The sequence below is a fragment of the Pseudoalteromonas sp. J2K-J979 genome, assembly GCF_058169715.2.
In genome coordinates, this window is record NZ_CM200281.1 from 1,418,800 (window position 1) to 1,444,299 (window position 25,500).

Consider the following 25,500-nt stretch of genomic DNA (forward strand, 5'->3'; position numbering starts at 1 on the left):
CGCTTTTTGTATTTTTGTTCACTAAACAAGCTTAGTTTTAGTGGATTGTTTGTTTGCATTTAATAATGTTTGCCTTCTGCTTTGTTTTACTGTAACTAGTTTATTCTTAAAGTATTATCTAGAATTTTAGTTAATGCTTAAATTAGCGATAAACTTCTTTATTTATTTTTTAAGGTATAAATCTGTGCCAAAACCGTTTGTATTTAGTGGTACGCAAATTGATGCCGGAAGCCGGGTTCAAGTAAATATTCCTGTTGCAAAACTGTATACAGGGACAGATATGTCAATTCCTGTTACCGTCATTCGCGGTAAGCGCTCTGGTCCAACGCTATTTATCAGTGCAGCCATACATGGCGATGAACTCAATGGCATTGAAATCATTCGTCGTTTGCAAAGTCAAGATGCGCTGAATTCCCTCAAGGGGACACTTATTTTAGTACCAATGGTCAATGTCTTTGGGGTACTTAATCAAAGCCGATATTTACCAGACAGACGAGATTTAAATCGTAGCTTTCCTGGTTCGCAAAAAGGGTCGTTAGCAGGTCGACTCGCTAACCTATTTTTAAAAGAAATTGTTGAAAAATGTGACTATGGCATTGATTTGCACACTGGCGCTATTCATCGGAGTAATTTGCCTCAAGTTAGAGCCAACCTACAAGATGAAGAAACGTTGGCGATGGCTGAAGCGTTTGGTGTGCCCGTTTTATTAAATTCAAACTTACGTGATGGCTCGTTACGTCAAGCGGCTGCCGACAGTGGGGTGAAAATTTTATTGTATGAAGCCGGAGAAGCACTAAGATTTGATGAGCTGTGTATTCGAGCAGGTCTCAGAGGTGTGTTAGATGTAATGCGCCACTTAGGTATGTTGCGTAAAGTGAATCGAAAGCATAAAGTTGCACCCTTTGTCGCCAGTACCAGTTCTTGGCAACGCGCCACAGAAAGTGGCATCGTGCAATTGTTGAAAAACTTAGGTGATCATGTTCAAAAAGACGAAGCAATCGCCAAAATTTATGAACCAAATGGACAACGGGTCGAAACAATTAAAGCTAAGCAAGAGGGCATCGTGATTGGCCGTTTAAATATTCCGTTGGTGCAAGAAGGGGATGCGCTCATGCATATTGCTATTTTTTCTCAGACTGAAGAAGTCGCTGAGCATGTTGAGATAATGCATGAGATTTTTGAATAACAACATTTAAGCGATTTTAATTCGAACTACCTTCATAACTTCGATTTCAAATCCGGCTACGGTGTCGATTTGAGGGTAGTAAGTTAAATTAACTTGCGCACCCAACAGGGATTTGTATTTCTTTTTACGCTGAAATTTAAACGCGACCTCGCAACCTTCAATCATAATAGTGTTGAGGATCCAGTCATCGACAGCTCGTTGTACATGCGATATTACTTTTTGGTTTTCTGAATGCACGAGTTTTTGATGCGTTTTTAATAATTTATCGAGTTTTTTGTTCATGATCGCACTGAATATTTATTGGCCAGTTAGTATAACAGAACTTGTCGTGTAAAGCTTTGTACGGATTTTATTGAAAAAACAAATATAAATTCAGTCTGTTAGGCTATAATCTATATAAATAATATTTGGAGAATCGTTTTTTAGTGAGTCAAATTCAGCTTCGTCAGGATGAAAATTTATCGTTTAAATTGCGTCACCAATTATTGCCGCAAGACTTTATTCGTACTGACTTGTATTTTTCTTTACCTGTTGAAATGGGGATCAACCCGAGCACTCTTGAAGAGCAAGATTATTTTCATAGTAGTATCTCGACTCACAGCGCGTATTACTCAGATCAACTCCACCTACCTTTAGTACGAAGCCGTTTTATCAGTCAACAAAAAGGTGAACAAAGCGATTACCGAGTGAATTTGAATCTGTTTTGTTACCAAATTAAAATCGCGTTAGAAATCGATATTAAACAGACTCTTAAAATCAAGGAGCCCGAGCCTTTTTTTGCGGCAGCGATGGAAATAAGCGAGCAAACGCAGGGCTTGTTAAAAAAGCTCCGTCGTTATACGCCCCCAGATAAAAAGCTCAGTTCATTTTTTGAAACGGCTGATAATTATTTAAGTTGGCACATCGAACAATCCTTTTTAAAGTTGCTTTCACGTGGACCAAAGAGCTCTGATTTTGCGACTGAACGCGATGCATTGTTCGAATTTTGTGAGTCTGAAAAGCTTTATCGAGAAACAAGCCAATATAATTCGTTGGTAACTTTGTCTGATCCGAATCGGATCACTAATAAAATGCGTTTATTACAACGCCTGATCGAATTTGGAGTGGTGTTCCAAAAAGAAACGCGCAACCTAAATAATAATTTAAAACGCCTAGTTAAAGGGGTGGTGACGGCCGTAATGATGGCCTTTGTGATGACTTTAGTGCTTAATGCTCGGTCGAGTTTTGCCGAAATTACCTTTTTACTCGTGGCGTTGTTAGGGGTTATTTACGGGCTACGTGAAATTTTCAAAGATGACATGACGCAGCTTATTTGGCGTTGGATCCAGCGCGGCCGACCCAAATGGCAAAATGTTTTCACCAATAGTGCCACGAAAAAGCGCACTATAGTGCAAACACTTTGGCTCGAATACATTAAACCAAAAGAGTTACCACCAGAGGCGGATGCGCTGTTGCAAAAGCGCAGACAGCAAAACAAGCAAGATGCACAATTGCTGCACTTTCGCAGTGATAGCAAAGTGGTGGTCAAAGCATTTTTACCTGGATACGATGAAATCCAAGAAACAATCACGTTTAATTTAACCCCCTTCGTCCGTTATTTGAAAAAAGGGGCTGGACGTTTGTATAGTTCAGAAAACCGTAAAATATCTAAACAAGCCGTAGAACGTCGTTATCAAATTAACTTAGTTGTGACCCAAACAGATAAAGCCGAAACGGTTACTGCGCAGCGATTTAAAATCACCTTAAATCGCTCAGAAATTATCAATATTGAAGCTATGGAAGAAAGTGATGCAAAGTCAGCTGAATCACAGGAAGTAACGAACTAACGGCTCCTTACATATTCGAACAATCGCATACAGTTTCACACACCTAAACTTTGTATAGTCTGGTTTTCAGCGTGTTATCAAACCTAAAGGACTATATAAAATGCGACCAGCGACTTACTTTCCACTGAGTTTAGTGTGTTTAGCATTACAGGCACATGTGCTCCATGCTGCACAAAAAGCACCCACAATAAGCAATGAAGTTAAAGAAGAAAGTAAGTTTGAGCGGATTGAAGTGCGTCATCGGCGTAGTTCAATCATGTCTGAAATAACAGAAGATGCACAAAAGCTAGTCGCGATGCCGGGCGCAATGGGGGATCCGCTACAAGCGGCGTTTGCATTGCCAGGCGTTGTTGCTGCGGGTGGTTCAATGAGTGATCCTGCCGTTCGCGGCTCTTCACCGAGTGATAATTTGTTCGAAGTAGATTTTATGCCTGCTGGGTATATTTTCCATGATTTTGGAATGTCTATCTTTAATCGTCATTTAATTCAAGATTTTAAACTTTATTCTGCAGGTTATGGAACCAGTTATAGTAATGCCACTGGCGCGGTATTTGATGTCAGTTTACGTAACCCTAAGTTTCAACCTATCAAAACGACGCTTGATTTTACGATGTTTAACGCGGGGATATTTGTTGAAGGCCAATTGACTGATACAACGGCTTTTTACCTGTCAGCACGAAAAAGTACCTTACCGCTCTTTTTCGACGAAGGGGAAGAGCTCGAAGATGATGAGGGTGAACTTACTGGGGTCACGATTAATGAAGCACCTGATGACAATGATTTTCAAGGAAAATTTTTGTGGGATATCGATAATCGTAACAGTATTATTTTCTCTTTCACAGGGGCTCAAGATAAAGCGGGTGCAAACTTTAATCAGCGAGCAGAGCTGTCACTCAAAAACCCCGAGTATCAGGGAGATGCTGTATTTGATCGTCACTTTAATAGCCAAAGTGTAATTTGGGATCATGTTAGTCAAAATATCAACGCTAAAGTTGGCGTTGGCGTATTAAATGAAACTGAGCGTCTTGAATACGGTAAATTGGCCACGCTAACAGATGGTTTTTTTGAACAAGCGAAAACACAGCAAATCAGTTATAAAGCCCGGTTGAATTATCGTTTTGATCCGCAACATAGTGTGGTGTTCGATGCGGCTTATTTCGATAGTGAGTCGGATTTTTCTTATGATATGTTTCAATATGTTTGTACCGAACTCGATCCTGATTGTGATTTGAATCGTGGTGAGCGAATTTCTGGCCACGATACCTTTGACACCGATCATTACTTTGTTGCCGCCAGTCATATTTGGCAGTTTCATCCAAACTTCCAATCAGATGTCGGGCTACAATGGCAAACTAATCGTTACACCGATGAGTCGTTTTTACTGCCTCGCGTGGCGCTTCATTATTATGTGACTGCGGACAGCACAGTGAGTGCTAAATTTGGTCAGTATAACCGAATGCAGGACTTAGACGTGATCGCCCCTGAAATTGGTAATCCAGCGTTAAAATCTCAGCGTTCAGATCATGCTACGTTAGGGTTTACACAGCACTTGACGAATGACTGGAGTTGGTCAATTGAAGGGTATTATAAAACCATGGAAAATCTACCTTTAGCGCTGCAAGAATCCGAGCTTTTATACAGTAATCAAGTGGAAGGGCGAGCGTATGGTGTGGACTTATTAATTAATAAAAATAAAACCGATAATTGGTATGGATGGTTTGCGATTAGTTATGCTAAGAGTGAGCGCACCGATTTAAGCAAAGATATCACTCGAGACTATTTTGCTGACACGCCGCTGGTGGTGAATATGGTATTTAACTATCAACTCAGTGAGCGCTGGAATGGAGGGTTTAATTTTACAGCACGCAGTGGGCAAGCTTATACCCCCATCGTGGCAGTGAAAGCAAACCCAGAATATGACGACCGATTTTTGCCTGTATATGGCGAACCTTTCTCGGAACGCTTTGATGTGTACCATCGCTTAGATATTCGTTTTGAACGCGATACCGACTTCTTTGGTTTAGATGCGCAGCTTATCCTCGAAGTGATGAATGTGTATGGGCAAGACAATACCAGCCATATTGATTTGGATTATCAAAAAATCACCAATGTGAATGATCTGATTATAAAAGAAGAAACAGATGATTTTGAGATGCGTCCTTCCATTGGTTTTAGTGTGAGCTTTTAGAGTCAGTAACGCCCAAACTCTCAACTAAGGGCGTTTTAAACCAACATAGTGGGCTACTTTGTGGTTATACTGGTGGATGATTTTAACAGCCATAGGAACCTTGATGGCAAACTTACCCACTTTGGCAATTTTTGTTGATGTACAAAACGTTTATTACACATGTCGCCAAGCGTATAAACAGAACTTTAACTACAACCGATTTTGGCAAGAAGTGACGCATGGCTTTGATGTTAAATATGCTTTTGCATATGCAATCGGACGTGATGATGATAAACAAAAGCAATTTCAGAATATTTTGCGTGCGATTGGGTTCGAAATAAAACTCAAACCCTTTATCCAACGAGCTGATGGCTCTGCAAAAGGAGATTGGGACGTCGGGATAACGATTGACATGATGGATATTGCGCAAAGTGTTGATAAATTAGTCTTGGTCTCTGGGGATGGCGATTTTGCAATGCTACTTGATCGTATCGATGCAAAATTTGGCAAACCAACCGATGTGTATGGAGTACCGAGTTTAACCTCAGATATGCTCATCCGTAATAGCGCTCGCTTTGTGGCCATTGATGACACATTATTACTGTAAAATCTGTTATCAATGACTTATAGCCGATTTTGCGACCTTGTATTGGTGTAATCAGATCGCAAATAGCGGTGTTCAGTGTCTGATGGTGGAACTCGAATTTAAACAAATCGGCCATGACCTTTTTCGTAAATTGCATGCAAATGAATATCGATGGCTTTAAGTACCTCAGTGCGACCTATCGTGCCAAGTAAATGATTGTCGGCATCGACCACAGGATAAATCTTTGGTTTGTTTTCGGTCATTTCTTGTGCGAGTTCAAAGATTGAATGGTCTGTTCTCACTGTGAGCGTCTGCGTGCTCATTATTTCTTTGACAGTAAAATAAGACTCACTGAGATAGGTATCGTGTAACATGCGTTTAATACAGTCTTGTTCAGATATAAAGCCGATTACCTGTTTGTCATCGTTTAATACGGGCCCACCGGATTGATGTGACAAGAGTAAGCGTTCAGCTGCTTCTGCCACTGTCATATTGGCTTTAAAAGTGACAGGCCGTTTATTGAGATAATCGATCACTTTGATAGATTCCATTGAGCACTCCAAAATTAAGCTATTTTTGATTGTTCGTCATTGTGTTATAAAAATACTCGAACTTTTATAAGCGTAGCGGTTTTTTACGCTTTTGCTTTGCTAATAATACGATTGCTTTTTTTGCGATGGTTTATACTTGTATATAAAGATATACGACTAAATGCCAAGATTGGGTGTGAGGCATTTCAATGTTATAGTCTAAGAATCATAATTAGAGTTACAGCATAACTAAATCGATAATTTTTATGTAAATTAGTTGCTTAAGAATAACAATTGATTTGTTTTGACTTTTTTATAAAAAGTTAATGACAACGCTGTCATTATTTGTGTAACATTAAATCAACAATGGGTCGAGGGATATTAGACTCGGTAGCATAAGAAAAAGCCGAAGCTGATAATAAAACAAGAGAGATTGAGGTCATTTGATGGTTGCAATAAGTGCAAATAAAGACCAGTTATACATAGGTATTGATGGTGGTGGAACTAAGTGTCGCGCGACAATTTTTAGTCACGAACAAGGTGTGTTAGGCACCGGTCTTGGTGGACCTGCAAATCCGCTTCATGGTTTGGACCGCACGTTAGAATCAATCATGGTGTCAACTCAATTGGCAATTGAGAATGCTGGTTTAAGCTTAAGCGAAGTCAATAATATGGTAGCTGGCTTAGGTTTGGCTGGTGTTAATTTACCGAGCCTGTATAAGCAAATTATCGAGTGGCATCACCCGTTTAAAAAAATGTATCTTACCACAGACTTGCACACCGCCTGTATCGGGGCTCACGAGGGAGAAGATGGTGCTGTAATAATTACGGGTACTGGTTCATGTGGTTTCTCTTATGTTAATGGCCAAAGCACTAATTTAGGTGGCCATGGCTTTGCGCAAGGTGATAAGGGGAGTGGTGCATGGATGGGGCTAGAAGCAGTTAAAGTGGCCTTGCTTGATTTAGATGGACTTGGCCCAAAATCTGCGATTACAGAAGCAGTTAAAGCCCAACTACAAGCTGAAGATGCAATGGCAATTGCAGAAAAAATGGCGGGTAAACCGTCGAGTGTTTACGCTACTTTAGCGCGCAGGGTGTTTGAATGTGCGAATGCTGGCGATGATGTAGCGATTGCAATTGTGAAAGATGGTGCAGGTTATATCAGTGATTTAGCCGCTAAATTATTAGAAAAAAATCCACCTCGTTTGTCGATGATTGGCGGGTTGGCTGAGCCGTTACAAGCCTGGCTTCGCCCAGAAATTGCAGCACGAGTTGAGTCACCAAAACAGCCGCCTGAGATGGGCGCTGTCTATTACGCCGAAAAATCATTTTTGGTTTAATCAAGGAGCAATAAATGGATCAGGTCTTTCATGTTGAGCGCTTATTTAATGGCGAATCATTTTTAGATACGGTTACCCTTACGATTGCCTCTGGTAAAATTCAATCAATTGAAACCGGTTTTGTTGGTGACGCGACTCAGCTTCGAGGTTTAGTTATCCCTGGATTCATTGATGTTCAGGTCAATGGCGGCGGCGGGGCATTTTTTAATGCCGAACAAACGCCAGCCTGCTTAGATAAAATGGCTAAAGCTCATGGTCGTTTTGGTAGTACAGGTTTAATGCCCACTCTTATCACAGATAAAGTTGAAGTGATGCAAGCTGCCGCAGATGCGACCGCACAAGCTATTGCTGATAATGTCGCTGGTGTTTTTGGCATTCATTTTGAAGGCCCCCATTTATCGTTGCCTAAAAAAGGCACGCATAGTGAGCAATATATTCGCCCGATTTCAGAAGCTGAATTTGCAGTGTATGCGCGTCAAGATCTCGGTATTAAAATGGTGACTTTGGCCCCTGAAAATGTCTCTGTTACGGATATTAAACGTTTAGTATCGTATGGTGTAAAAGTGTGTTTAGGCCATACGAATGCAGATTTTGAGACAACCCAAGCTGCATTGCAGGCTGGTGCTGACGGTTTTACGCATTTATTCAATGCTATGTCAGCGTTTACTTCTCGTGAGCCTGGTGTTGTGGGGGCTGCGCTTTGGGATAACAATAGTTGGTGTGGTTTGATTGTTGATGGGCACCATGTTCACCCAACTGCGGCTAAATTAGCCATTCGTACAAAAGCACAAGGTAAAATACTTCTTGTGACTGATGCTATGCCTCCAGTGGGTACGGATTTAACTGAGTTTGACTTCTTTGATGGTCGTAAAGTGATTCGTACTGGCGACCGTTTAAATTCAACGACTGGTGAGTTAGCTGGCTCAGTGCTCGATATGGCCAGTGCCGTCAGAAATACGGTCAATACCCTTGATGTTTCCCTCGCAGAAAGTGTTCGAATGGCTTCATTATATCCTGCAGAGTATTTAGGGCTACAAGCGAGTAAAGGGCGTTTACTGGCAGGTTTTGACGCAGATTTTGTTGTGCTTGATGAAACCTTGCATGCAACACACACCTATATTGCGGGCCAACTCATTTGATAACAGTTCCTGGAATAAAAAACCCCGTTTAGCAATAAGCGGGGCTTTTTTGTTTTTAAGTATAAGAGAAATAAGAATGACAACAACACAAGACAAACCACAAAAACGTCGCTTAGCGTCGTTAGATGCATTACGTGGCATGGATATGTTTTGGATACTCGGTGGAGAAAAAATCTTTGCCGCTCTATTCATTTTAACGGGCTGGACGGGTTGGCAAGTTGCCCATGCACAGACCTTGCACAGTAACTGGCATGGCTTTACATTTTATGATTTGATTTTTCCACTTTTCATCTTTTTAGCGGGGGTGGCAATGGGGCTTTCGCCTAAACGTATCGATCACCTGCCATTTTCTGAGCGCCGAATATATTACGCTAAAGCATTGAAGCGGTTATTTTTATTGGCTGGCTTCGGGGTACTTTATAATCATGGCTGGGGGACAGGGATCCCAGTAAACCTTGAAGAAATCCGTTACGCGAGTGTCTTAGGTCGTATTGCTGTTGCGTGGTTCATTTGCGCGATGCTGGTGTGGCATACCAGTTTACGGACACAGATAATTACTGCCGTTGGTGTATTGTTGGGCTATTGGGTTTTATTGTGCTTTATCCCGGTACCAGGTGGACAAGCTGGACAGCTAACAATGGCAGGTACATGGAATGCATGGGTTGATCAGCACTTGTTACCGGGCATTAGCTATCAAAATCGGCCAACCGATCCTGAAGGACTTTTATCGAATGTCCCGGCTGTCGTTAATGCATTGATGGGCGTTTTTGCTGGCCGATTAATTGCAAAAGCCAATGAACTGGGCGAGTGGAAAACCGTGGGATATTTATTTAGCGCGGGTTTAGTGAGCTTAGTCTGTGGTTGGACGTGGGACTTAGCCTTCCCGGTGAATAAAGATTTATGGACCAGCTCGTTTGTTTTGGTCACCGTGGGTTGGAGTTTACTATTTTTAGCGAGCTTTTATGCGGTTGTTGATTTACTCAATACACAAAAATATTTTTACCCATTTGTGATCATAGGTGCCAACTCGATAATTATTTATTTAGCATCGAGCTTAGTTAAATGGGAATACATTGCGCAAAGTGTGTTTGGTGGCGTAATCCGGGCAGGCGGAGAGTCATGGCAGCCGATATTATCCGTTCTTGCCTTATTAGCCGTGCAATTACTTGTATTGCATTGGCTCTATAAACGTAAAATTTTGATTAGTGTTTAAGCTCCTTTAGGGTGAAATAAACACAAATATGTAAAAAAACGCGTTAATGGTCTTTACAAAAAAGATCATTAACGCAATAATGACAGCGTTGTCATAATGGTTTAAACCTATTGTCGTTTTATCCCGATTAGGTTTTGATCTATGGTTAATCCAACTGCACGGACGGGTTAATCATAGATCCCATTTTTTTCTCAACTCCTAACTCGAGCCCAGTCATATGCAAATAGTCATCCTGAAAGACGCCGCAGAGGTTGCACAATATGGTGCGCAAATCTTTGCTGATCAAATTAATAAAAAAGCAGACTCAGTAATAGGATTAGCGACAGGCTCAACGCCGGTTGCTTTGTATCAAAATCTGATTAGCCGTAACCAAGCGGGTGAAGTGAGTTTTGCAAATGTAACCAGTTTTAATCTTGACGAATATTTAGGCTTAACGGGGGATCATCCGCAAAGCTATCGCTTTTTCATGAATGAACAATTGTTTGATCATGTGGACATCAATAAAGCCAATACATTTGTACCTCCAGGTGATGCAAAAAATCCACTTACCGCCTGTAAAGCGTATGAAGAAAAAATTGTCGAAGCGGGTGGCATTGATGTGCAATTACTTGGTATTGGTCGCAATGGCCACATTGGTTTCAATGAGCCTTCATCTGGTTTAACGTCTCGTACACGAGTAAAAACACTGACCAAAGAAACAATTGATGATAATGCACGATTCTTTGCGGCAGATGAGTACCAACCGCACCTTTCGATTACGATGGGGATCGGCACCATTTTAGATTCGCGCAAAGTTGTGTTACTTGCGACTGGAGAAAACAAGGCTGATGCAGTTCAAGCGATGGTTGAAGGCCCGTTAACCGCTTCTTGCCCAGCTTCTGCATTACAAATGCATAAACATGCAGTGATTGTCATAGATGAAGCTGCGGCGAGTAAACTTGCCGATGTTGATTTTTACAAACACATCGAAGCTGAAAACCAAAAGTTATTGGCGCAATTAGCAGCGCTATAAGCTATTTTGAGCATAAAAAAGGCCGAAAGGTCTTTTTTTATGTTGCAGGTGCTACATATTGTGTAGCGAAAGTTTGCTGATTTTGTTAGTCTGGCAGACCTATTCATTAATTGGAGGCTGTTTATGGCGTTACCCATCCCAGGTCAAGCAGTGCGTGGTTCTAAAACGGGTAAGCCTATTATGGCTTTGTTTGATTTACTTGGCCGTACTTGGAGCCTGGGTATTGTTTGGCAATTGCGCCACGAAAATGCCACGTTTAGGCAATTGCAGTTACGTTGTGAAGCTATTTCACCGACCTTACTTAATTCACGGTTAAAAGAGCTGATTGCGCTGCAATTAGTGATGAAAACATCGCAGGGCTATGCTTTGTCGGCCCATGGTTCAGAGCTCGCAAAATTGATTGAGCCCATGGCAGATTGGTCACATCAGTGGGCATCGATGCTCACAGCAAGGAGTGAAGATGTTTAATTACGCCCAAATGAACTTAGATCGCGCCACTCAACAGCGTAAAGATGCCACTTGGCTCGAAGAAAAAAAACACGCTGGCAGTCAATGGGTATTAACGTATCAAGATAAAAACTTATTTCTATGTGATCAGGCTGTTCCTGTTTTTTTAACTCGTGAGCGCTTAGGCTCTCTTGATACTTCGCATGCAATTTTTTTAGGCCATCAAGACGATGAATACTTTTTTGCTTTGGATGTGACTGATTGTGATGAAACCACATTAAAAGCCATTGGTTATTTTGGCGAGTTTGTTGACTTACGACGATATGGTGGGACTATTTTCGGTGAACAAGCATCGATATTGGCGCTATCACGTGGATTGAGTTATTGGCATCGAACCCATCGTTTTTGTGGTCGATGTGGCGCACAAAACCGCTTAGCAGAGGCTGGTCATGCAAGGCGCTGTACTGATAAAACATGTCATCATTTAACCTTTCCGCGCACCGATCCCGCTGTTATCATGTTGGTGACAACAGTGTTTGAAGATGGCGAAGAGCGGTGCTTACTGGGGCGGCAGCAAAACTGGCCGGCGGGTGCTTTGTCTACGCTTGCAGGGTTTGTAGATCCGGGTGAAACACTCGAACAGGCAGTGGCACGAGAAGTCATGGAAGAAGCTGGCATTACTGTGTCTCAAGTTCAGTATTTGGCTTCTCAGCCTTGGCCTTTTCCTTCATCCATTATGTTGGGCTTTATTGCAAAGGCGAGTTCACAAACAATTCAAGTCGATCAAGATGAGCTCGAATATGCTCAGTGGTTCACGAAAGCGCAACTAGACACTTTTGCGGAGTGGGAACAAGACACTGAAGGGTTTAAATTACCGCGCGAAGATTCTATTTCGCGGTTTTTAATAGAACATTGGCGACAACAAGATTAATACCAGCATGCCTAGACGTGTAAGGGAGAAATTGATGAAAAAAGATACGCAAATAGTTTCAACAGGGCGAAAAAAAGATTACACCCATGGGGTGGTCAACCCGGTCGTACAACGTGCATCAACCATCGTGTTTGATTCGGTTGCTCAAATGAAAGATGCAGTTAAAAATCGCGCAAATAAGACTTTGTTTTACGGTCGTCGTGGCACGACCACACATTTTGCACTGCAAGATGCGATTACTGAGCTAGAAAATGGTGCAGGTTGCGCACTTTATCCTTCTGGTGCGGCTGCAATTAGTAATGCGATTATCTCATTTGTTAAAAGTGGTGATCATATTTTAATGGTCGATACCGCGTATGAGCCTACCCGTGATTTCTGTCGTGTAATTTTGAATAATATGGGGGTTGAAACCACTTATTACGATCCGTTAATAGGTGAAGGCATTCGTGATTTAATTCGTCCCAATACACGGTTGCTGTTTTTAGAATCGCCCGGCTCCATATCGATGGAAGTCCAGGACGTGCCGCTTTTAAGCCGTATTGCCCATGAACACAATATGGTGGTGATGCTCGATAATACCTATGGCAATGGCTATCATTTTAAGCCGCTTGATTTCGGGGTGGACATCAGTATTCAAGCTGCCACTAAGTACATTGTAGGTCATTCCGATGTGATGATGGGCGTTGCGGTGGCGAATGAAAAACATTGGGCACAATTGCGTGAAAATTCTTACTTAATGGGGCAGTGCACTTCGGCAGACGATGCGTATTTAGCGCTCAGAGGTTTGCGTACGTTATCTGTTCGGCTTCAGCAACATGAAAAAAGTGCATTAAAAATTGCCAATTGGCTGAGCACTCACCCATTGGTTGATCACGTTCGCCATCCTGCACTTGAGACGTGTCCGGGCCATGAGTATTTTAAACGCGATTTTTCAGGCAGTAATGGTTTGTTCTCTTTTGTAATGAAAACGGGCAATCAAGCTGCGATTAATGCGTTACTTGACGGTTTACATCATTTTAAAATGGGTTATTCGTGGGGGGGATTTGAATCACTCATTACTGCGAGTATGGGGCTTGAAGGCCTACGAAGTGCAACTGGTTGGGCACATGGCCCAGTGATCCGCATTCATGTTGGTTTAGAAGACTGCGATGATCTGTTGGATGATCTTCAGCAAGGGCTGGCACAGTATCAGGCACATTTATAATCTGCTGTGAGTAAAAGCAAAGACAATGAATACTAACAAGCCTGCACCTGCAGGCTTTTTTGTATAAAAAAGGGACAAAAAATACTTTTTAACAAATAAAGACTCGCTTTCGAACTTGGCAATGTTTAGTCTGTATTGATAACTAATAAAGAGAAAAAATATGTTAATACAACAAAGTATTAACCGCACTTGGTGTTTAGCAACCTTTGAGGTGGTGCGGTTATTTTTTACTAAACGTGGTTTATTAGCGCTCGCTGCTTTTGCCACTGTGTGGTTTGTGATTTTACGTTACCCCGTGAACTCGGCAGTGTCGATTGTATCTTCAGAAGACTTTCGGCAAATGGCAATGCAAATGTTCGGTGTATTGGGGTTATCTGAATTGCTGACTTGGAAAGTGCCCGAACTCGCGATCTATTGGTTAGTGGCATTGTATTCCTTTCCTGTTTTTGCCTTATTTGCGTCGAGTGATCAGACTTGCTCAGATCGAACCCGGGGTACGCTGCGTTTTATTACATTGCGTTCAACCCGTAATGAAGTGGTCTTTGGCCGTTTTCTTGGTCAGCTACTGATAGTAACAGCACTGATTGCGCTTACTTTATTAGCAACAGTTACGATGGCTACTTACAGAGAGGGCGCAATGTTTGTGCCGGGCTTAACCAAAGCAGCTTTGTTATTTAAAGAGTTAGTATTAGCTGTGTTGCCTTTTATTGCTTTGATGGCGTTTCTGAATAGCTTTATTCGTTCGTCAAAATTGGCCATTGTAATGTGCGTACTGTTTTATGGTATTGGCAGTGCACTAATTGCTATTTTAAGTCATTACATTCCGTTTTCTGAGTATTTATTATATATCTATCCAGGTTTTCAACTTAATGATGTAATCGGGCAACAAAGCTTTTCAATTGCTAACTATCTGATCCCGTTTATCCAAACTGTGTGTTATTTAGCCGCTGCCAGCTATGTAATGAAAAGGAGTGCATTATGAGCCAACTTATTACAGTAACAGGACTTAATCATTTCTTTGGAGCAAAACAGGCACTTAAAGAGGTCAGTTTTGATATTCAGGCAGGACAACCGGTAGCGTTGGTGGGCCCAAATGGGGCAGGTAAAACCACGTTATTTAGTATTTTGTGTGGTTATTTACAAGCGAGCTCTGGACAGGTTGAGATACTCGGGCATAAAGCAGGCAGTGCCGCATTGTTTGGTCAATTAGCGGCATTACCGCAAGATGCTGTATTGGATCCTCGTTTTTCGATTGCCCATCAGTTGAGCTTTTATGGGCGTTTACAAGGTCTCAGTGCCAAAGAAAGTAAACATGAGGCAATGCGTACTCTAGATTTAGTGGGTCTTAGTGAGGCGTTAAATGAAAAGCCTGCTGCACTGTCGCATGGGATGCGAAAAAGAGTAAGTATTGCGCAAACATTGATCGGCTCGCCAAAAATCGTCATGCTTGATGAAGCAACGGCGGGTCTTGATCCCATCCATGCTCGTGAAGTTCGTCAACTTGTAGCTGATTTATCGCAAGATATTACCTTTATTTTAAGCTCCCATGATTTAACTGAGCTTGAACGATTATGCCAACAAGTGTTGTATCTTGAACTTGGCCAAATGCATCAACATCAAACATTGGCTAGTGATACCACGCAAGGGTATTTAACTTTAGCAATGAGCCAGAAACAACCTGAGCTTATCGATACATTACAAGTGATGCCAGAAGTTGATAAGGTTACCATGCCACAAGACAGGGAATACTTGATCACCTTAGCACCGACTGTGTTGTGCCATGAAGCCGATATTAAAATTTTACAAGTGTGCCATCAACATCAATGGCGATATCGCAGTTTAGTTAATGGTAAAACATTAGAAAATCAGTTGTTTGAATAAAAAACAATCACAGTGCTTGTCATGTTAATACGATAAGTTAATTTATACTTGTTCAAAAAGTACGTAGGAGAACGAAATGGGTTTATTAAGTGGATTAATGGGAAATGCCAGCGAAGTCGATCAGGATGATTTAGATTCTTTACTTAACGACACAATAGTCGAAGGAGAGTCTGTTCAAAAAGCCTATAAAGTGATTCGTGATATGTTTATTTTTACCAATAAACGACTTATTTTAATCGATAAACAAGGTGTGACGGGCTCTAAAGTTGAAATGCTGACAATCCCTTACAGCAAAATCACTAAATTTAGTAAAGAAAGTGCTGGGCATTTTGATTTAGACGCAGAACTGAAAATTTGGATTGGCTCTGAGCCTCAGCCATTGGTCAAAGAGTTTAAAGCGGGTGATAACATCAATGATGTTTATCGTGTGCTTGGGCAATTTGTTTTATAAACTTACCACCACTCAGCACTCGGCATTTAAATGACTCGCTTTGTGCTGATTTTATAATTGTAATGATCAGGAACGTGAGCAAAGTTATTTAACGCGCTCAGTGAAAGGAACAAAAAGAATGAAAAAGTTAATTGCGTTAGCTTGTTTTGCTAGCGCTCCGGTAGCGGTTGCTGCCGATTATCAGACCTTTGCCAGCTTAAGTTATGTTGACAGCAAAGCTTCTGGTTCTGATGGGTTTGTATTTAATGCGACACATTATTTTGCAGCGCAAACCACTGGCGGAGTGATGGATGAGTTTGGTTATCTCGATACAGACTCAAAAATATTCACTGAGCTAAATAATTTAGGTACTGACGAACTGTTATCAGTTGGCGGTGAGTACTTTTATAATGAAAATTTTTTCGTTAATGGTTCATATGCTCGTTATGGTAACTCAGATGCGAATAGTGTTGGTTTAGGCTATTTGTTCAATAGCAATTTAAAGCTCAGTGTTTTTCGATCAGACAGTGATAATACCGATGATCAGTTTCACATCAATGCAGCTTATAACCATCAATTAACTGGCAAAGACTATGTTGGCGTGACGCTTGAGAGTGATACAGATTTTGATGCGCAACAAATCTCTGCGCGCTATTTTACGGCTTTATCAGAGCAACAATTTTTAGCCCTTGATGCCTCAATTCATCATACAGACTATGATGATGTTTTTAGTGCAGAAGCGAATTATTATTTTAACCCAGCGCTGTCTGTGGGAGTCGGTGTCAGTGACTCTGAATGGTTAGTTAAAACGAAAATGTATATTGATAACCACATTGCAATTTTCGCCAGTTATCAAGATGAGCAAGAGCAGTTTCAAATTGGTGTGTCTGGCCAATATTAATCGCTCTTTTTTCGTTATTTCCTAGCAAAAAAGCTCGTTCAGTACTGAACGAGCTTTTTTATTGCGAAGTTGCTAGCAATTAGTCGTGCTTACCAACCACATTGACGATCTTTATTTTGTTCATCTAGATACGTTTGCAGCGGTGCGAAGTAATCTAAAATTGCGGTCGCATCCATTTCAGGTTTACCTGTCACTGATGCTAATGCTTCTTGCCATGGACGACTTGAACCCATTTCAAGCATGGTATTCAAACGCTCACCAGCTTCTTTTGAGTTGTAAACAGAACAACGGTGAATGGCTTCTTTATTGCCTGCAATTTCACATAAGCTTCTGTGGAATTCAAACTGTAAAATATGCGCTAGGAAATAGCGAGTATAAGGTGTATTACCTGGGACATGGTATTTCGCACCTGGATCAAAGTCAGCTTCGGTACGTGCAATAGGTGCTTTAACACCTTGGTATTTTTCACGTAGATCCCACCAAGCTTGGTTGTAATTCTCAGGCGTAACTTGGCCTGAAAATACTTGCCAGCGCCATTGGTCGACTAATAAACCAAATGGAATAAAGGCAACTTTATCCATTGCCATTTTCATTAATAAACCAATATCTTTTGATTCATCAGGTACTTGGTCCAGTAAACCAATCTCTTTTAAGTAACCCGGTGTTACAGAAAGCGCGATAGTATCACCAATGGCTTCGTGGAAACCGTCGTTAGCACTTTCTTGATAGTATAAAGGCTGGGTGTTGTAAGCACGTTGGTAGAAGTTATGTCCTAACTCATGGTGAATGACCGAGAATTCTTCGCCCGTGCGCTGAATACACATTTTAATACGTAGATCATCTTTACTGTCTAAGTTCCACGCTGATGCATGGCATTGTACGTCACGATCTTGCGGTTTTGTGAATAAAGAACGCTCATAGAATGTGGCAGGTAATGGCTCAAAACCCATAGAAGTGAAGAACTTCTCGGCACCTTTGACCATAGTTAATTCATCGTAGTTATGCTTTGCTAATAACTCAGTCACATCATAGCCTGGATCGGCGTTTTCAGGAGCGACTAAGTCATACACATTGCCCCAAGTTTGCGCCCACATATTGCCTAATAAATGTGCAGGTATAGGTTGATCTTGCGGCACTTTATCGGTGCCATATTTTTCACCTAATTTAGCACGAACATGACAGTGGAGAGAGTTGTAAAGTGGTTTGACTTGGCCCCAAATTCGGTCTAGTTCTTTGGCGAAATCATCAGCTGGCATGTCATATTTACTGCGCCACATTGCGCCTGTATCGACATAGCCTAACTCTTTAGCACCTTCGTTGGCGAGGGAGACCTGTTGCTCATAAAGTGGACGCATTGGTTTAGACACTTGGCGCCAACCTTGCCATAAATCGAGTAATTCATCGTAGTCACGGCTTGTGGCCATTTTTGCTGTCATATCGCCAAGGCTTAAACAGTCACCTTCTGCTTTACAGTATTTACCTTTGCCGTATAAACCACCTAATTCAGCCATCAATTTTGACAGCTCTGCATTTTTAGCTTCGTCTTGAGGCGCAGCAAGTGTCAAAGCTTGTTTGAGTTTTTCGAGTTTGCGACGTGTGTCAGCATCTAATTCGAGGGCGTTAAACTTAGCCGCTTCATTGGCTAAACGAACCACAGTTGCAGTCATTTTTTCGTTTACAGCAGCAGATAATTCAGAGGTATCATGGGTGATGAAGTTAGCATAAACCCATTCGGCACGACTTGACTCTAAATAGAGGGCTTTGAGTTCTTTTTCTGAGGTAATAAGAAATTGTTTGGCGTCATCAGCGGTCACGCTTGTTGCTACCACAGGAGCTATCTGGCTCGTTTGTTCATTATTGCAGCCGACGAGAGTCAAGCTACTGCTTACCACTAGCGCGGTTAAGCTTAATTTAAAGATCTTTGTTTTCATGGTGTTTCCCGAAACATTTTTATTGTGTGGTCTGCATCATAACAGGGCAGTGATGGTGGGTAAATTGCTATAGATTGATCCTGAAATCCGATTTCGAAAAATATTTAAAAAACTTAGTATTAACAAACAATTATTAAGTTATGATAGGCATAATGTAAATCAAACGCAGCGAGCTTATCCTCTTGCCATGTAAATTTTACAGGGTGTGAAGTCGAATGAGACAACAACAAGACTTTACAGCGCATCAGGCTATACTTAACGGCAGTATTTTGTATTCACTAAAAAGGGATCTTGTATGTCTATTTTAATTCTCTTGATTGTGGCGGTGATCGTCATTTTCATGGTCACTGATATTCGCATGAGTTTAATCAGCCGACCAGCTTTTAAATTTTTTAAAAAAGTGTTACCGCCGCTCTCACAAACTGAGCGAGAAGCGATGGAAGCCGGGGATATCTGGTGGGATGGTGAGTTATTTACAGGCACACCTGATTGGCAAAAGCTGCACGGTTACGCCAAACCAAAACTATCAGAAAAAGAGCAGGCTTTTCTTGATAATCAAGTCAAAACATTATGTAACATGCTTGATGATTATAAAATTGTTCATCAAGACAAAGACATGCCACAAGAAGTGTGGCAATACCTCAAAGATGAAGGTTTTTTTGCACTGATTATCCCAGAAAGTTATGGTGGCCAAGACTTCTCTGCAATCGCTAATTCCACCATAGTGTCAACTATTGCCACTAAAAGCTTAACAGCAGCCGTAACCGTGATGGTACCCAATAGCTTGGGCCCAGGTGAGTTACTGATGCATTACGGTACCGATGAGCAAAAAGAGCGCTGGCTTCCGAGCCTAGCAAAAGGGAAAGATGTCCCCTGTTTTGCTCTGACCGGTCCTGAAGCTGGCTCAGATGCGGGTTCGATTCCTGATACTGGGGTTGTGTGTGAAGGTGAGTACAATGGCGAAACAGTTATTGGGCTGAGACTCAATTGGTCAAAACGGTACATCACGTTAGCCCCTGTTGCCTCGGTACTTGGTCTTGCGTTTAAAATGTCTGATCCAGATGGCTTACTTGGTGGTGAAAGCGACATAGGTATTACCTGTGCGTTGATCCCAACCGACCATCCTGGCGTTGAAATTGGTGAGCGTCATTACCCGATGGCGATGGCATTTATGAATGGTACAACCTACGGTAAAGATGTGTTCATTCCGCTAGATTGGATCATTGGCGGCCCTGATTTTGCTGGGCGTGGTTGGCGAATGCTCGTTGAGTGTTTGAGTGCAGGGCGTGGTATTTCATTACCTGCGCTGGCCAGTGCAACAGGTCATTTAAGTGCTCGTATGACCGGTGCATATGCCTATGTACGTAAACAATTTGGTTTATCGATTGGGAAATTTGAAGGCGTTCAAGAGTCGTTAGCGCGTATTGGTGGTCATACCTATGCACTTGAAGCCATGCGTTTAATGACAGCGGGGGCAATAGACATGAAATTGAGCCCGTCGGTTGTCACTGCGATTGCTAAATATCACATGACTGAAATGAGCCGCACGGTAGTCAATGATGCATTTGATATTCATGCAGGTAAGGCGATTCAACTTGGCCATAACAACTACTTAGCGCATGGTTACATGGGAGTACCTATTTCCATTACGGTTGAGGGGGCAAATATTCTAACCCGTAATTTGATGATTTTTGGACAAGGTGCGACTCGTTGTCACCCATATGTGCTTAAAGAAATGGAAGCGGCGGCGAATGAAGATTCTGAAGCTGGCTTAAAACAGTTCGATGAACTGTTAGTGAAACATATTTTATTTGCAGGCAGTAATGCCACTATGGCGTTATTCCACGGATTAACTGCGGCACATTTTAACTCGACTCCTGTATCGGGTCTGACCGCGAAATATTATAAACAGCTCGGTCGCATGAGCCGTGCGCTGGCAATCTGTACAGATGTCTCCATGCTGATTTTAGGGGGAGAGTTAAAACGAAAAGAGATGATTTCAGCTCGTTTAGGTGATGTTTTAAGTCATTTGTACATTGCGTCTGCTGTGTTAAAACGCTATGAAGATCAAGGGCGTCAGCAGTCAGATTTACCGTTTGTTCAATATGCTATTGAACACAGCTTGTACGAAATTGGGCAGGCGATTTATGGTTTTTGTAATAACTTCCCGAATAAGTTTATCGGGTTTGCGTTAAAGCGTTTAGTGTTCCCACTCGGTAATAGTTACAAAAAACCAAGTGATGATGCCGCGCAGCAAATTTGTGTACATATGCAACAGCCCGGCGTGATGCGAAACCGTTTAACACATTTATGTTATATCGATGATAATGCGGGCACAGGCGTGATGGAGCAGGCGTTTCAAGCGATGTATCGCTGCGAAGGTTTGTTTGCCAAACTCAGTAAAGCGCAGCATAAAGGGCAACTTCCTAGCAAAGTTTCAATTGTAGAGCTAATAGAAAAAGCGAAATTTAGTAAGCTTATTAGTGAGGATGAAGCTGAAACGATGTTAGCAGCCAATGAACTGCGTTTATTAGCTATCAATGTCGATAATTTCGCTCCGGGTGAACTTGAAGGAAAGAAAGCGAAATCGTCCAAGTCAAAAAAGTCTAAAGCTGCATAGATCAGTTTGATTTAAAATGAAAAAAGCCAACATGACGTTGGCTTTTTGTTATCTGCCATAAGGATCGTCGATAATTTTTTCAACAAACCATGTAGATTTTACTTTTATTAGTTTAATACTGCGCATATCGTCAACTTTGTTCCCATTGAGTTGCCCAGAAAAAATCAGTGTAATCGTGGCGTTATCTCCGTATATCTTGCGAACAGAACGACTCGTTTGATCGACTTCAAGGTTGACGCTGTCAAATTGCATATTGATGACATTACGAGCAAATTGTTTAGTTGAACCATAAGATTGAATAATGCGCGCAAGTTTAGGGGTCGACATTTCCATCACTTTTGCCAAATCTTGATCATTATACATGGCATGGAAAAAAGTAATCGCGGCGTATTCAGGGGTGTTAGTGTCACCTTTAATATCTGGGCCATCATCCCCACAGGCCATCAAAAATAAAGCACAAGTCGCCATGAGCATTGAACGTACGTAGGACATAGATTGTTACCCTTTAATATATATTGGTTTTTGTGAATACCTTATAACTATATCAGCTCAAAAGGGATGCGCAAACCTATCATCAAAGCAAAAAAAAGGGCACTTACGTGCCCTTATTCAGATACTTACCGATTATTGGACGAGTTCTTGATCACTAAACTCTTCAGCAAATAAAGGAGATGTTAAATAACGCTCAGCTGAGCTTGGTAAAATAACGACAATATTTTTGCCGGCATTTTCTGGCTTTTCAGCAATTCTGATTGCTGCAGCAACAGCGGCACCAGATGAAATACCAGCCAGAATACCTTCTTCTTTCATTAGACGATGTGCTGTTGCAATGGCTTCTTCGTTAGACACTTGCTCTACACCATCAATCATCTCTAAATCAAGGTTACCAGGGATAAAACCAGCGCCGATCCCTTGGATTTTATGAGGACCCGGTTTGATTTCTTGACCCGCTAATTTTTGAGAGATTACTGGAGAGTCAACAGGCTCTACAGCGATAGATTTAACATTTAAACCTTTCTCTAGTTTAAGGTAACGGCTTACCCCAGTGATCGTTCCACCAGTACCCACACCGGCAATAAAGAAATCAACATTACCGTCAGTCGCTTCAAAGATTTCTGGACCGGTCGTTTCAAAATGAATTTTAGGGTTGGCAGGGTTTTCGAATTGTTGCAATAAGATATATTTTTCAGGCTCTGCTTGCTGAATTTCTTGTGCTTTTTCGATAGCTCCTTTCATACCTTTAGCACCTTCAGTTAACACTAAATTTGCACCTAAAGCTTTAAGCAGCTTACGTCGCTCTAAACTCATCGTATTTGGCATAGTTAGCGTTAGTTGGTAACCACGTGATGCAGCAACAAATGCGAGGGCGATCCCCGTGTTACCTGAAGTAGGTTCAATAATTTGCTTGTCTTTAGTTAATTCACCAGACTTTTCTGCTTCCCAAATCATCGAAGCACCGATACGACATTTAACGCTGAAGCTTGGGTTACGTGCTTCAACTTTGGCAAAAACATTACCTGAAGTAACACGGTTTAATTTAACAAGCGGTGTGTTACCAATTGCCAGAGAGTTATCATTAAAAATTTGAGACATGTGCTTTCCTTATAGTTGATCCGATTAGGAATCTATTAAAACTAGCATACAATTATGGCTTAAAAAAAGAAGGAAGGATTGGCTATAACATATATCAATTAAGCTTACCTTTTTGGGTATAAAAAAGGGCCGCAGCCCTTTAATTTACAGTAACCATGCGTAACTGAGTTTTAAAAATATAGATCGCTCAGCGCGCTTAAGTAGTTCAATTTCATCATCACGATAGCCATTATCAGAATAGCCAGCAAAAAAGACCGTTTGTGGATTCACTTTATATGAATACAGCAGCTGAGTCGAAAAGCTTTGGTAGCGCTCATTGACAGGCTTGAGGTAATTATCTGTATTGCGGTCTATATCAGTATAGATAAATGCTAGACGTAAAAAGCTTTTAATATCAAATTGATAAGTTATACGTGCATCGGTTAAGTTGGCCGTGAATAAATGAGCATTAGCCGCATTCATTTTTTCATAAGTGTGGCGGAGCTTAAGTTCCAGGTGACGGGTTAAATTGTAATTAACAACAGGGCGTATTCGAACACGCTCACCAATCCGATTGTTGGTGAGATCGATTTGATCCCCTGAAGACACATTTACACTCATGAATAAACCTGCAAGTGGCTTTATTTCAGCATAGAGGGCAACTAAATCTTCATCAAAGAGTGTGGTATTGCCATCGATCGCCAGAGAACTTTTATCATGACGAAGCCCAGTTCTTTGGCGTTGCATGATCTCAAATTGTAAATAACTTTGTAAGGGGCCATTGATCGAGAAGCTGGCTTGTAGTTCTTTTTCGAGTAACTCTTGATTATCGTTGTGACTAATATCCCAGTCACTGTAAAACTCCATGCGATTCCACCAGCTTTTATCATCACCGTACCAACGGTAGCGTCCACCAGTGACAAATTTATTAAAATCCACTTGGCCCATAAATCCAAGATCGGCCCGAAAATCATCGCCAATATTGCTGTAATTAGAAAAAGCCATCCAATGCTTTTCGTTATGTTCATAGCTGATACGATAAGCGTTATCGGTCAAAGGTGTTTCCGATAGCACTCTTAAAAGTGGTTCACTGTAGGCACAGTCATTGCCAATTTCACATTCAGTTTCTTCAGGGTTATCGCATGTCTGAGCGCCACATAAATTATCGACAAACTCATCACTGTATTGAGTCTCTGATTGTGCATATTGAAAAACAAAGGTATCGCTGTCACTAAAGCGGTATTTGGTATCCAAGCTGACCATATAATTATGGTAATCGTCAGACTCTCTGGCAGTAGTGGTGGCCGCAATTGAAAAGTCATTAGAAAAGTCATAGCGGTAACGACCGGCCGCATTATTCGATTTATTATCGAGAGAGACAATGGTTGAACCTAAGTTGCCTGGAATGATTATATTACTTTGTTGGTCATTAGCGACAAATGCGGCAAAGTTATGTTGACCGACATTGCCTGTTACTTTCGCGCCAATGTCTGGTTCAGCCACATTGCGGGTGTAAATTAAGTCCCAAGGCGAAGCAAAATAATCAGCATTATCGGCAAAAAAAGCCCGTTTTTCGGGATAAAATAAAGCAAAATTATCATTGATGCTTAGCTGTGCAACGTCGGCTTCAACTTGAGAAAAGTCGGGGTTGATTGTGGTGTTGAGGGTAATATCGGGAGTGATCCCCCATTTTACATCTAAGCTTGGCTCGATATTAGACTCATCTTGCCATTCTGGTGCGGACGTACGCATATCACGTTGCTGGCTTTTTCCCATTACTAAAGCTGGTACTATGGTGAGGTTATTGCCTTGCTGGGTTTGCTCAAAGCCCGAGACCGTTGGCATTTGGCATATCCAACAATTATTGTTGTGATCGATTTTCATGCTTGATACACGCAGGCGTTCATTGCGCGGAATAAACCGGATAAACTCCATCGCCATTTGCTTCGTTTTTACACTGTCGTCAAAGTTTAATATACGCAAAGGAATGGCCACTTCAACGATATAACCTTGTGGCGTGATTTTACCTGCACTTTCCCAAATCCCATCCCAGGCATCGCTTTCTTGTTTTGTGAGCTCATTTTCAATTGAATCCATTTGCACGCCTAATGGATTTATAAAGAATTGATAAGCCAGTTTTTGATTATTAAATGAATCAATCTTTAAGCCTACTAAATCATCATTCCATGCCCGATCTCTATCGCGATAAAAGGCGCGGATTTTTTCAGGTGATGAATCATAGGCTTGATAGGCGACATAGAGCATTTCGCCATTTTCATAAACAAGTACATCCATTTTTTCTTCACTGGGGATATTCTCATAAGGCCAAGTAATATTATCGACGGTCAATGGGTGGGCGAGTTGCCAATGAGGTTCATCTAATACGCCATCAATGGTGGCATTTTTTGCAATGAAAGGAATGTTTATGTTATCGGCAGCAAACAATGGGAAAGTTAAAAAACAAAAGGCAGCAGCAACAGTGCGTTTTATCATGAAAGGTCCAAACAAATTTAATTTTATATCAATAATTGTGAATTAAATTAGGTGTAAATGTTTCGAGAATCAATTTTTTAACGATTAAATG

The 25,500-nt window shown here is 41.4% G+C and carries 22 protein-coding genes; 16 read left to right on the forward strand and 6 right to left on the reverse strand.

Annotated elements, in window-relative coordinates; genetic code table 11:
* Nucleotides 1-184 precede the first annotated feature (184 nt).
* Nucleotides 185-1,186 carry a succinylglutamate desuccinylase/aspartoacylase family protein gene (locus AC3KVK_RS06655; protein WP_490312187.1) on the forward strand — a complete coding sequence of 334 codons (1,002 nt, stop codon included), beginning with the start codon at nt 185-187 and terminating at the stop codon, nt 1,184-1,186.
* 6 nt (nt 1,187-1,192) lie between these two features.
* Here the strand turns inward: AC3KVK_RS06655 and AC3KVK_RS06660 are convergent, their stop codons facing one another.
* Nucleotides 1,193-1,468 (reverse strand): hypothetical protein, encoded by a 276-nt coding sequence (locus AC3KVK_RS06660; protein ID WP_490312186.1) that lies wholly within the window; start codon nt 1,466-1,468, stop codon nt 1,193-1,195.
* 143 nt (nt 1,469-1,611) lie between these two features.
* On the opposite strand from AC3KVK_RS06660, the gene AC3KVK_RS06665 reads away from it, so the two are divergent.
* The 3 genes from AC3KVK_RS06665 (at nt 1,612) to AC3KVK_RS06675 (ending at nt 5,786) form a co-directional block, all read left to right on the forward strand.
* Nucleotides 1,612-3,012 carry a hypothetical protein gene (locus AC3KVK_RS06665; RefSeq protein WP_490312185.1) on the forward strand — a complete coding sequence of 467 codons (1,401 nt, stop codon included), beginning with the start codon at nt 1,612-1,614 and terminating at the stop codon, nt 3,010-3,012.
* A gap of 100 nt (nt 3,013-3,112) precedes the next feature.
* Nucleotides 3,113-5,200, forward strand: coding sequence for a TonB-dependent receptor plug domain-containing protein (locus tag AC3KVK_RS06670; RefSeq protein ID WP_490312184.1), 2,088 nt, complete (start codon nt 3,113-3,115; stop codon nt 5,198-5,200).
* A 103-nt stretch (nt 5,201-5,303) separates the two neighbouring features.
* A complete protein-coding gene (locus tag AC3KVK_RS06675) occupies nt 5,304-5,786 on the forward strand; it encodes an NYN domain-containing protein (protein ID WP_490312183.1) in 483 nt (160 codons plus the stop codon).
* Between the two features lie 98 nt (nt 5,787-5,884).
* Here the strand turns inward: AC3KVK_RS06675 and AC3KVK_RS06680 are convergent, their stop codons facing one another.
* On the reverse strand, nt 5,885-6,316 hold the full coding sequence (locus AC3KVK_RS06680) for a CBS domain-containing protein (RefSeq protein WP_490312182.1): 432 nt from the start codon (nt 6,314-6,316) through the stop codon (nt 5,885-5,887).
* Nucleotides 6,317-6,741: 425 nt separating this feature from the next.
* Here AC3KVK_RS06680 and nagK point away from each other — a divergent pair, with 425 nt between their 5' ends.
* The 11 genes from nagK (at nt 6,742) to AC3KVK_RS06735 (ending at nt 16,793) form a co-directional block, all read left to right on the forward strand.
* Nucleotides 6,742-7,635, forward strand: coding sequence for an N-acetylglucosamine kinase (gene nagK / locus AC3KVK_RS06685; protein ID WP_490312181.1), 894 nt, complete (start codon nt 6,742-6,744; stop codon nt 7,633-7,635).
* 14 nt (nt 7,636-7,649) lie between these two features.
* Nucleotides 7,650-8,774, forward strand: a complete 1,125-nt coding sequence (gene nagA, locus AC3KVK_RS06690; protein WP_490312180.1) for an N-acetylglucosamine-6-phosphate deacetylase — start codon at nt 7,650-7,652, stop codon at nt 8,772-8,774.
* Nucleotides 8,775-8,850: 76 nt separating this feature from the next.
* The gene (nagX, locus tag AC3KVK_RS06695) at nt 8,851-9,987 is read left to right on the forward strand and encodes a transmembrane glucosamine N-acetyltransferase NagX (RefSeq protein ID WP_490312179.1); all 1,137 of its coding nucleotides are present in this window, start codon (nt 8,851-8,853) and stop codon (nt 9,985-9,987) included.
* Nucleotides 9,988-10,204: 217 nt separating this feature from the next.
* Complete coding sequence (nagB, locus tag AC3KVK_RS06700; RefSeq protein ID WP_490312178.1) at nt 10,205-10,999, forward strand: glucosamine-6-phosphate deaminase; 795 nt, start codon at nt 10,205-10,207, stop codon at nt 10,997-10,999.
* A 123-nt stretch (nt 11,000-11,122) separates the two neighbouring features.
* Nucleotides 11,123-11,467 (forward strand): winged helix-turn-helix transcriptional regulator, encoded by a 345-nt coding sequence (locus AC3KVK_RS06705; protein WP_490312177.1) that lies wholly within the window; start codon nt 11,123-11,125, stop codon nt 11,465-11,467.
* Entirely contained in the window at nt 11,460-12,377 is a 918-nt protein-coding gene (nudC, locus tag AC3KVK_RS06710; protein WP_490312176.1) for an NAD(+) diphosphatase, read from the forward strand. The genes AC3KVK_RS06705 and nudC overlap by 8 nt, the downstream gene beginning before the upstream one ends.
* 34 nt (nt 12,378-12,411) lie before the next feature.
* Entirely contained in the window at nt 12,412-13,581 is a 1,170-nt protein-coding gene (locus tag AC3KVK_RS06715) for a cystathionine beta-lyase (RefSeq protein WP_490312175.1), read from the forward strand.
* Between the two features lie 160 nt (nt 13,582-13,741).
* Nucleotides 13,742-14,563: an ABC transporter permease subunit gene (locus AC3KVK_RS06720; RefSeq protein WP_490312174.1), complete on the forward strand. Its 822-nt coding sequence runs from the start codon at nt 13,742-13,744 to the stop codon at nt 14,561-14,563.
* A complete protein-coding gene (locus AC3KVK_RS06725) occupies nt 14,560-15,462 on the forward strand; it encodes an ABC transporter ATP-binding protein (RefSeq protein ID WP_490312173.1) in 903 nt (300 codons plus the stop codon). Before AC3KVK_RS06720 ends, AC3KVK_RS06725 begins: the two co-directional genes overlap by 4 nt.
* Nucleotides 15,463-15,538: 76 nt before the next feature.
* A complete protein-coding gene (locus AC3KVK_RS06730; protein ID WP_490312172.1) occupies nt 15,539-15,913 on the forward strand; it encodes a PH domain-containing protein in 375 nt (124 codons plus the stop codon).
* 118 nt (nt 15,914-16,031) lie between these two features.
* Nucleotides 16,032-16,793 (forward strand): putative porin, encoded by a 762-nt coding sequence (locus AC3KVK_RS06735; protein ID WP_490312171.1) that lies wholly within the window; start codon nt 16,032-16,034, stop codon nt 16,791-16,793.
* A gap of 89 nt (nt 16,794-16,882) precedes the next feature.
* Here the strand turns inward: AC3KVK_RS06735 and AC3KVK_RS06740 are convergent, their stop codons facing one another.
* Nucleotides 16,883-18,724, reverse strand: a complete 1,842-nt coding sequence (locus AC3KVK_RS06740) for a M2 family metallopeptidase (protein WP_490312170.1) — start codon at nt 18,722-18,724, stop codon at nt 16,883-16,885.
* Nucleotides 18,725-19,019: 295 nt separating this feature from the next.
* On the opposite strand from AC3KVK_RS06740, the gene AC3KVK_RS06745 reads away from it, so the two are divergent.
* Nucleotides 19,020-21,344 (forward strand): acyl-CoA dehydrogenase, encoded by a 2,325-nt coding sequence (locus AC3KVK_RS06745; protein WP_490312169.1) that lies wholly within the window; start codon nt 19,020-19,022, stop codon nt 21,342-21,344.
* Nucleotides 21,345-21,392: 48 nt separating this feature from the next.
* Here the strand turns inward: AC3KVK_RS06745 and AC3KVK_RS06750 are convergent, their stop codons facing one another.
* From AC3KVK_RS06750 to AC3KVK_RS06760, 3 genes are all read right to left on the reverse strand, one after another.
* Nucleotides 21,393-21,836, reverse strand: a complete 444-nt coding sequence (locus AC3KVK_RS06750; protein WP_490312168.1) for a hypothetical protein — start codon at nt 21,834-21,836, stop codon at nt 21,393-21,395.
* Nucleotides 21,837-21,968: 132 nt separating this feature from the next.
* Nucleotides 21,969-22,937 carry a cysteine synthase A gene (cysK, locus tag AC3KVK_RS06755; RefSeq protein WP_490312167.1) on the reverse strand — a complete coding sequence of 323 codons (969 nt, stop codon included), beginning with the start codon at nt 22,935-22,937 and terminating at the stop codon, nt 21,969-21,971.
* Nucleotides 22,938-23,081: 144 nt separating this feature from the next.
* Nucleotides 23,082-25,409, reverse strand: coding sequence for a carbohydrate binding family 9 domain-containing protein (locus tag AC3KVK_RS06760; RefSeq protein WP_490312166.1), 2,328 nt, complete (start codon nt 25,407-25,409; stop codon nt 23,082-23,084).
* Between the last annotated feature and the right edge of the window lie 91 nt (nt 25,410-25,500).

What these genes read in the sequence shown, in the direction of transcription:
- nagX (WP_490312179.1), top strand. Translation starts at nt 8,851, where the DNA reads ATGACAACAACACAAGACAAACCACAAAAACGTCGCTTAGCGTCGTTA.
- AC3KVK_RS06715 (WP_490312175.1), top strand. Translation starts at nt 12,412, where the DNA reads ATGAAAAAAGATACGCAAATAGTTTCAACAGGGCGAAAAAAAGATTAC.
- AC3KVK_RS06670 (WP_490312184.1), top strand. Translation starts at nt 3,113, where the DNA reads ATGCGACCAGCGACTTACTTTCCACTGAGTTTAGTGTGTTTAGCATTA.
- AC3KVK_RS06730 (WP_490312172.1), top strand. Translation starts at nt 15,539, where the DNA reads ATGGGTTTATTAAGTGGATTAATGGGAAATGCCAGCGAAGTCGATCAG.
- AC3KVK_RS06740 (WP_490312170.1), bottom strand. Translation starts at nt 18,724, where the DNA reads ATGAAAACAAAGATCTTTAAATTAAGCTTAACCGCGCTAGTGGTAAGC.
- AC3KVK_RS06660 (WP_490312186.1), bottom strand. Translation starts at nt 1,468, where the DNA reads ATGAACAAAAAACTCGATAAATTATTAAAAACGCATCAAAAACTCGTG.
- AC3KVK_RS06760 (WP_490312166.1), bottom strand. Translation starts at nt 25,409, where the DNA reads ATGATAAAACGCACTGTTGCTGCTGCCTTTTGTTTTTTAACTTTCCCA.
- AC3KVK_RS06680 (WP_490312182.1), bottom strand. Translation starts at nt 6,316, where the DNA reads ATGGAATCTATCAAAGTGATCGATTATCTCAATAAACGGCCTGTCACT.
- AC3KVK_RS06720 (WP_490312174.1), top strand. Translation starts at nt 13,742, where the DNA reads ATGTTAATACAACAAAGTATTAACCGCACTTGGTGTTTAGCAACCTTT.
- AC3KVK_RS06750 (WP_490312168.1), bottom strand. Translation starts at nt 21,836, where the DNA reads ATGTCCTACGTACGTTCAATGCTCATGGCGACTTGTGCTTTATTTTTG.
- AC3KVK_RS06705 (WP_490312177.1), top strand. Translation starts at nt 11,123, where the DNA reads ATGGCGTTACCCATCCCAGGTCAAGCAGTGCGTGGTTCTAAAACGGGT.
- cysK (WP_490312167.1), bottom strand. Translation starts at nt 22,937, where the DNA reads ATGTCTCAAATTTTTAATGATAACTCTCTGGCAATTGGTAACACACCG.
- AC3KVK_RS06725 (WP_490312173.1), top strand. Translation starts at nt 14,560, where the DNA reads ATGAGCCAACTTATTACAGTAACAGGACTTAATCATTTCTTTGGAGCA.
- AC3KVK_RS06675 (WP_490312183.1), top strand. Translation starts at nt 5,304, where the DNA reads ATGGCAAACTTACCCACTTTGGCAATTTTTGTTGATGTACAAAACGTT.
- AC3KVK_RS06735 (WP_490312171.1), top strand. Translation starts at nt 16,032, where the DNA reads ATGAAAAAGTTAATTGCGTTAGCTTGTTTTGCTAGCGCTCCGGTAGCG.
- nagK (WP_490312181.1), top strand. Translation starts at nt 6,742, where the DNA reads ATGGTTGCAATAAGTGCAAATAAAGACCAGTTATACATAGGTATTGAT.
- nudC (WP_490312176.1), top strand. Translation starts at nt 11,460, where the DNA reads ATGTTTAATTACGCCCAAATGAACTTAGATCGCGCCACTCAACAGCGT.
- nagA (WP_490312180.1), top strand. Translation starts at nt 7,650, where the DNA reads ATGGATCAGGTCTTTCATGTTGAGCGCTTATTTAATGGCGAATCATTT.
- AC3KVK_RS06745 (WP_490312169.1), top strand. Translation starts at nt 19,020, where the DNA reads ATGTCTATTTTAATTCTCTTGATTGTGGCGGTGATCGTCATTTTCATG.
- nagB (WP_490312178.1), top strand. Translation starts at nt 10,205, where the DNA reads ATGCAAATAGTCATCCTGAAAGACGCCGCAGAGGTTGCACAATATGGT.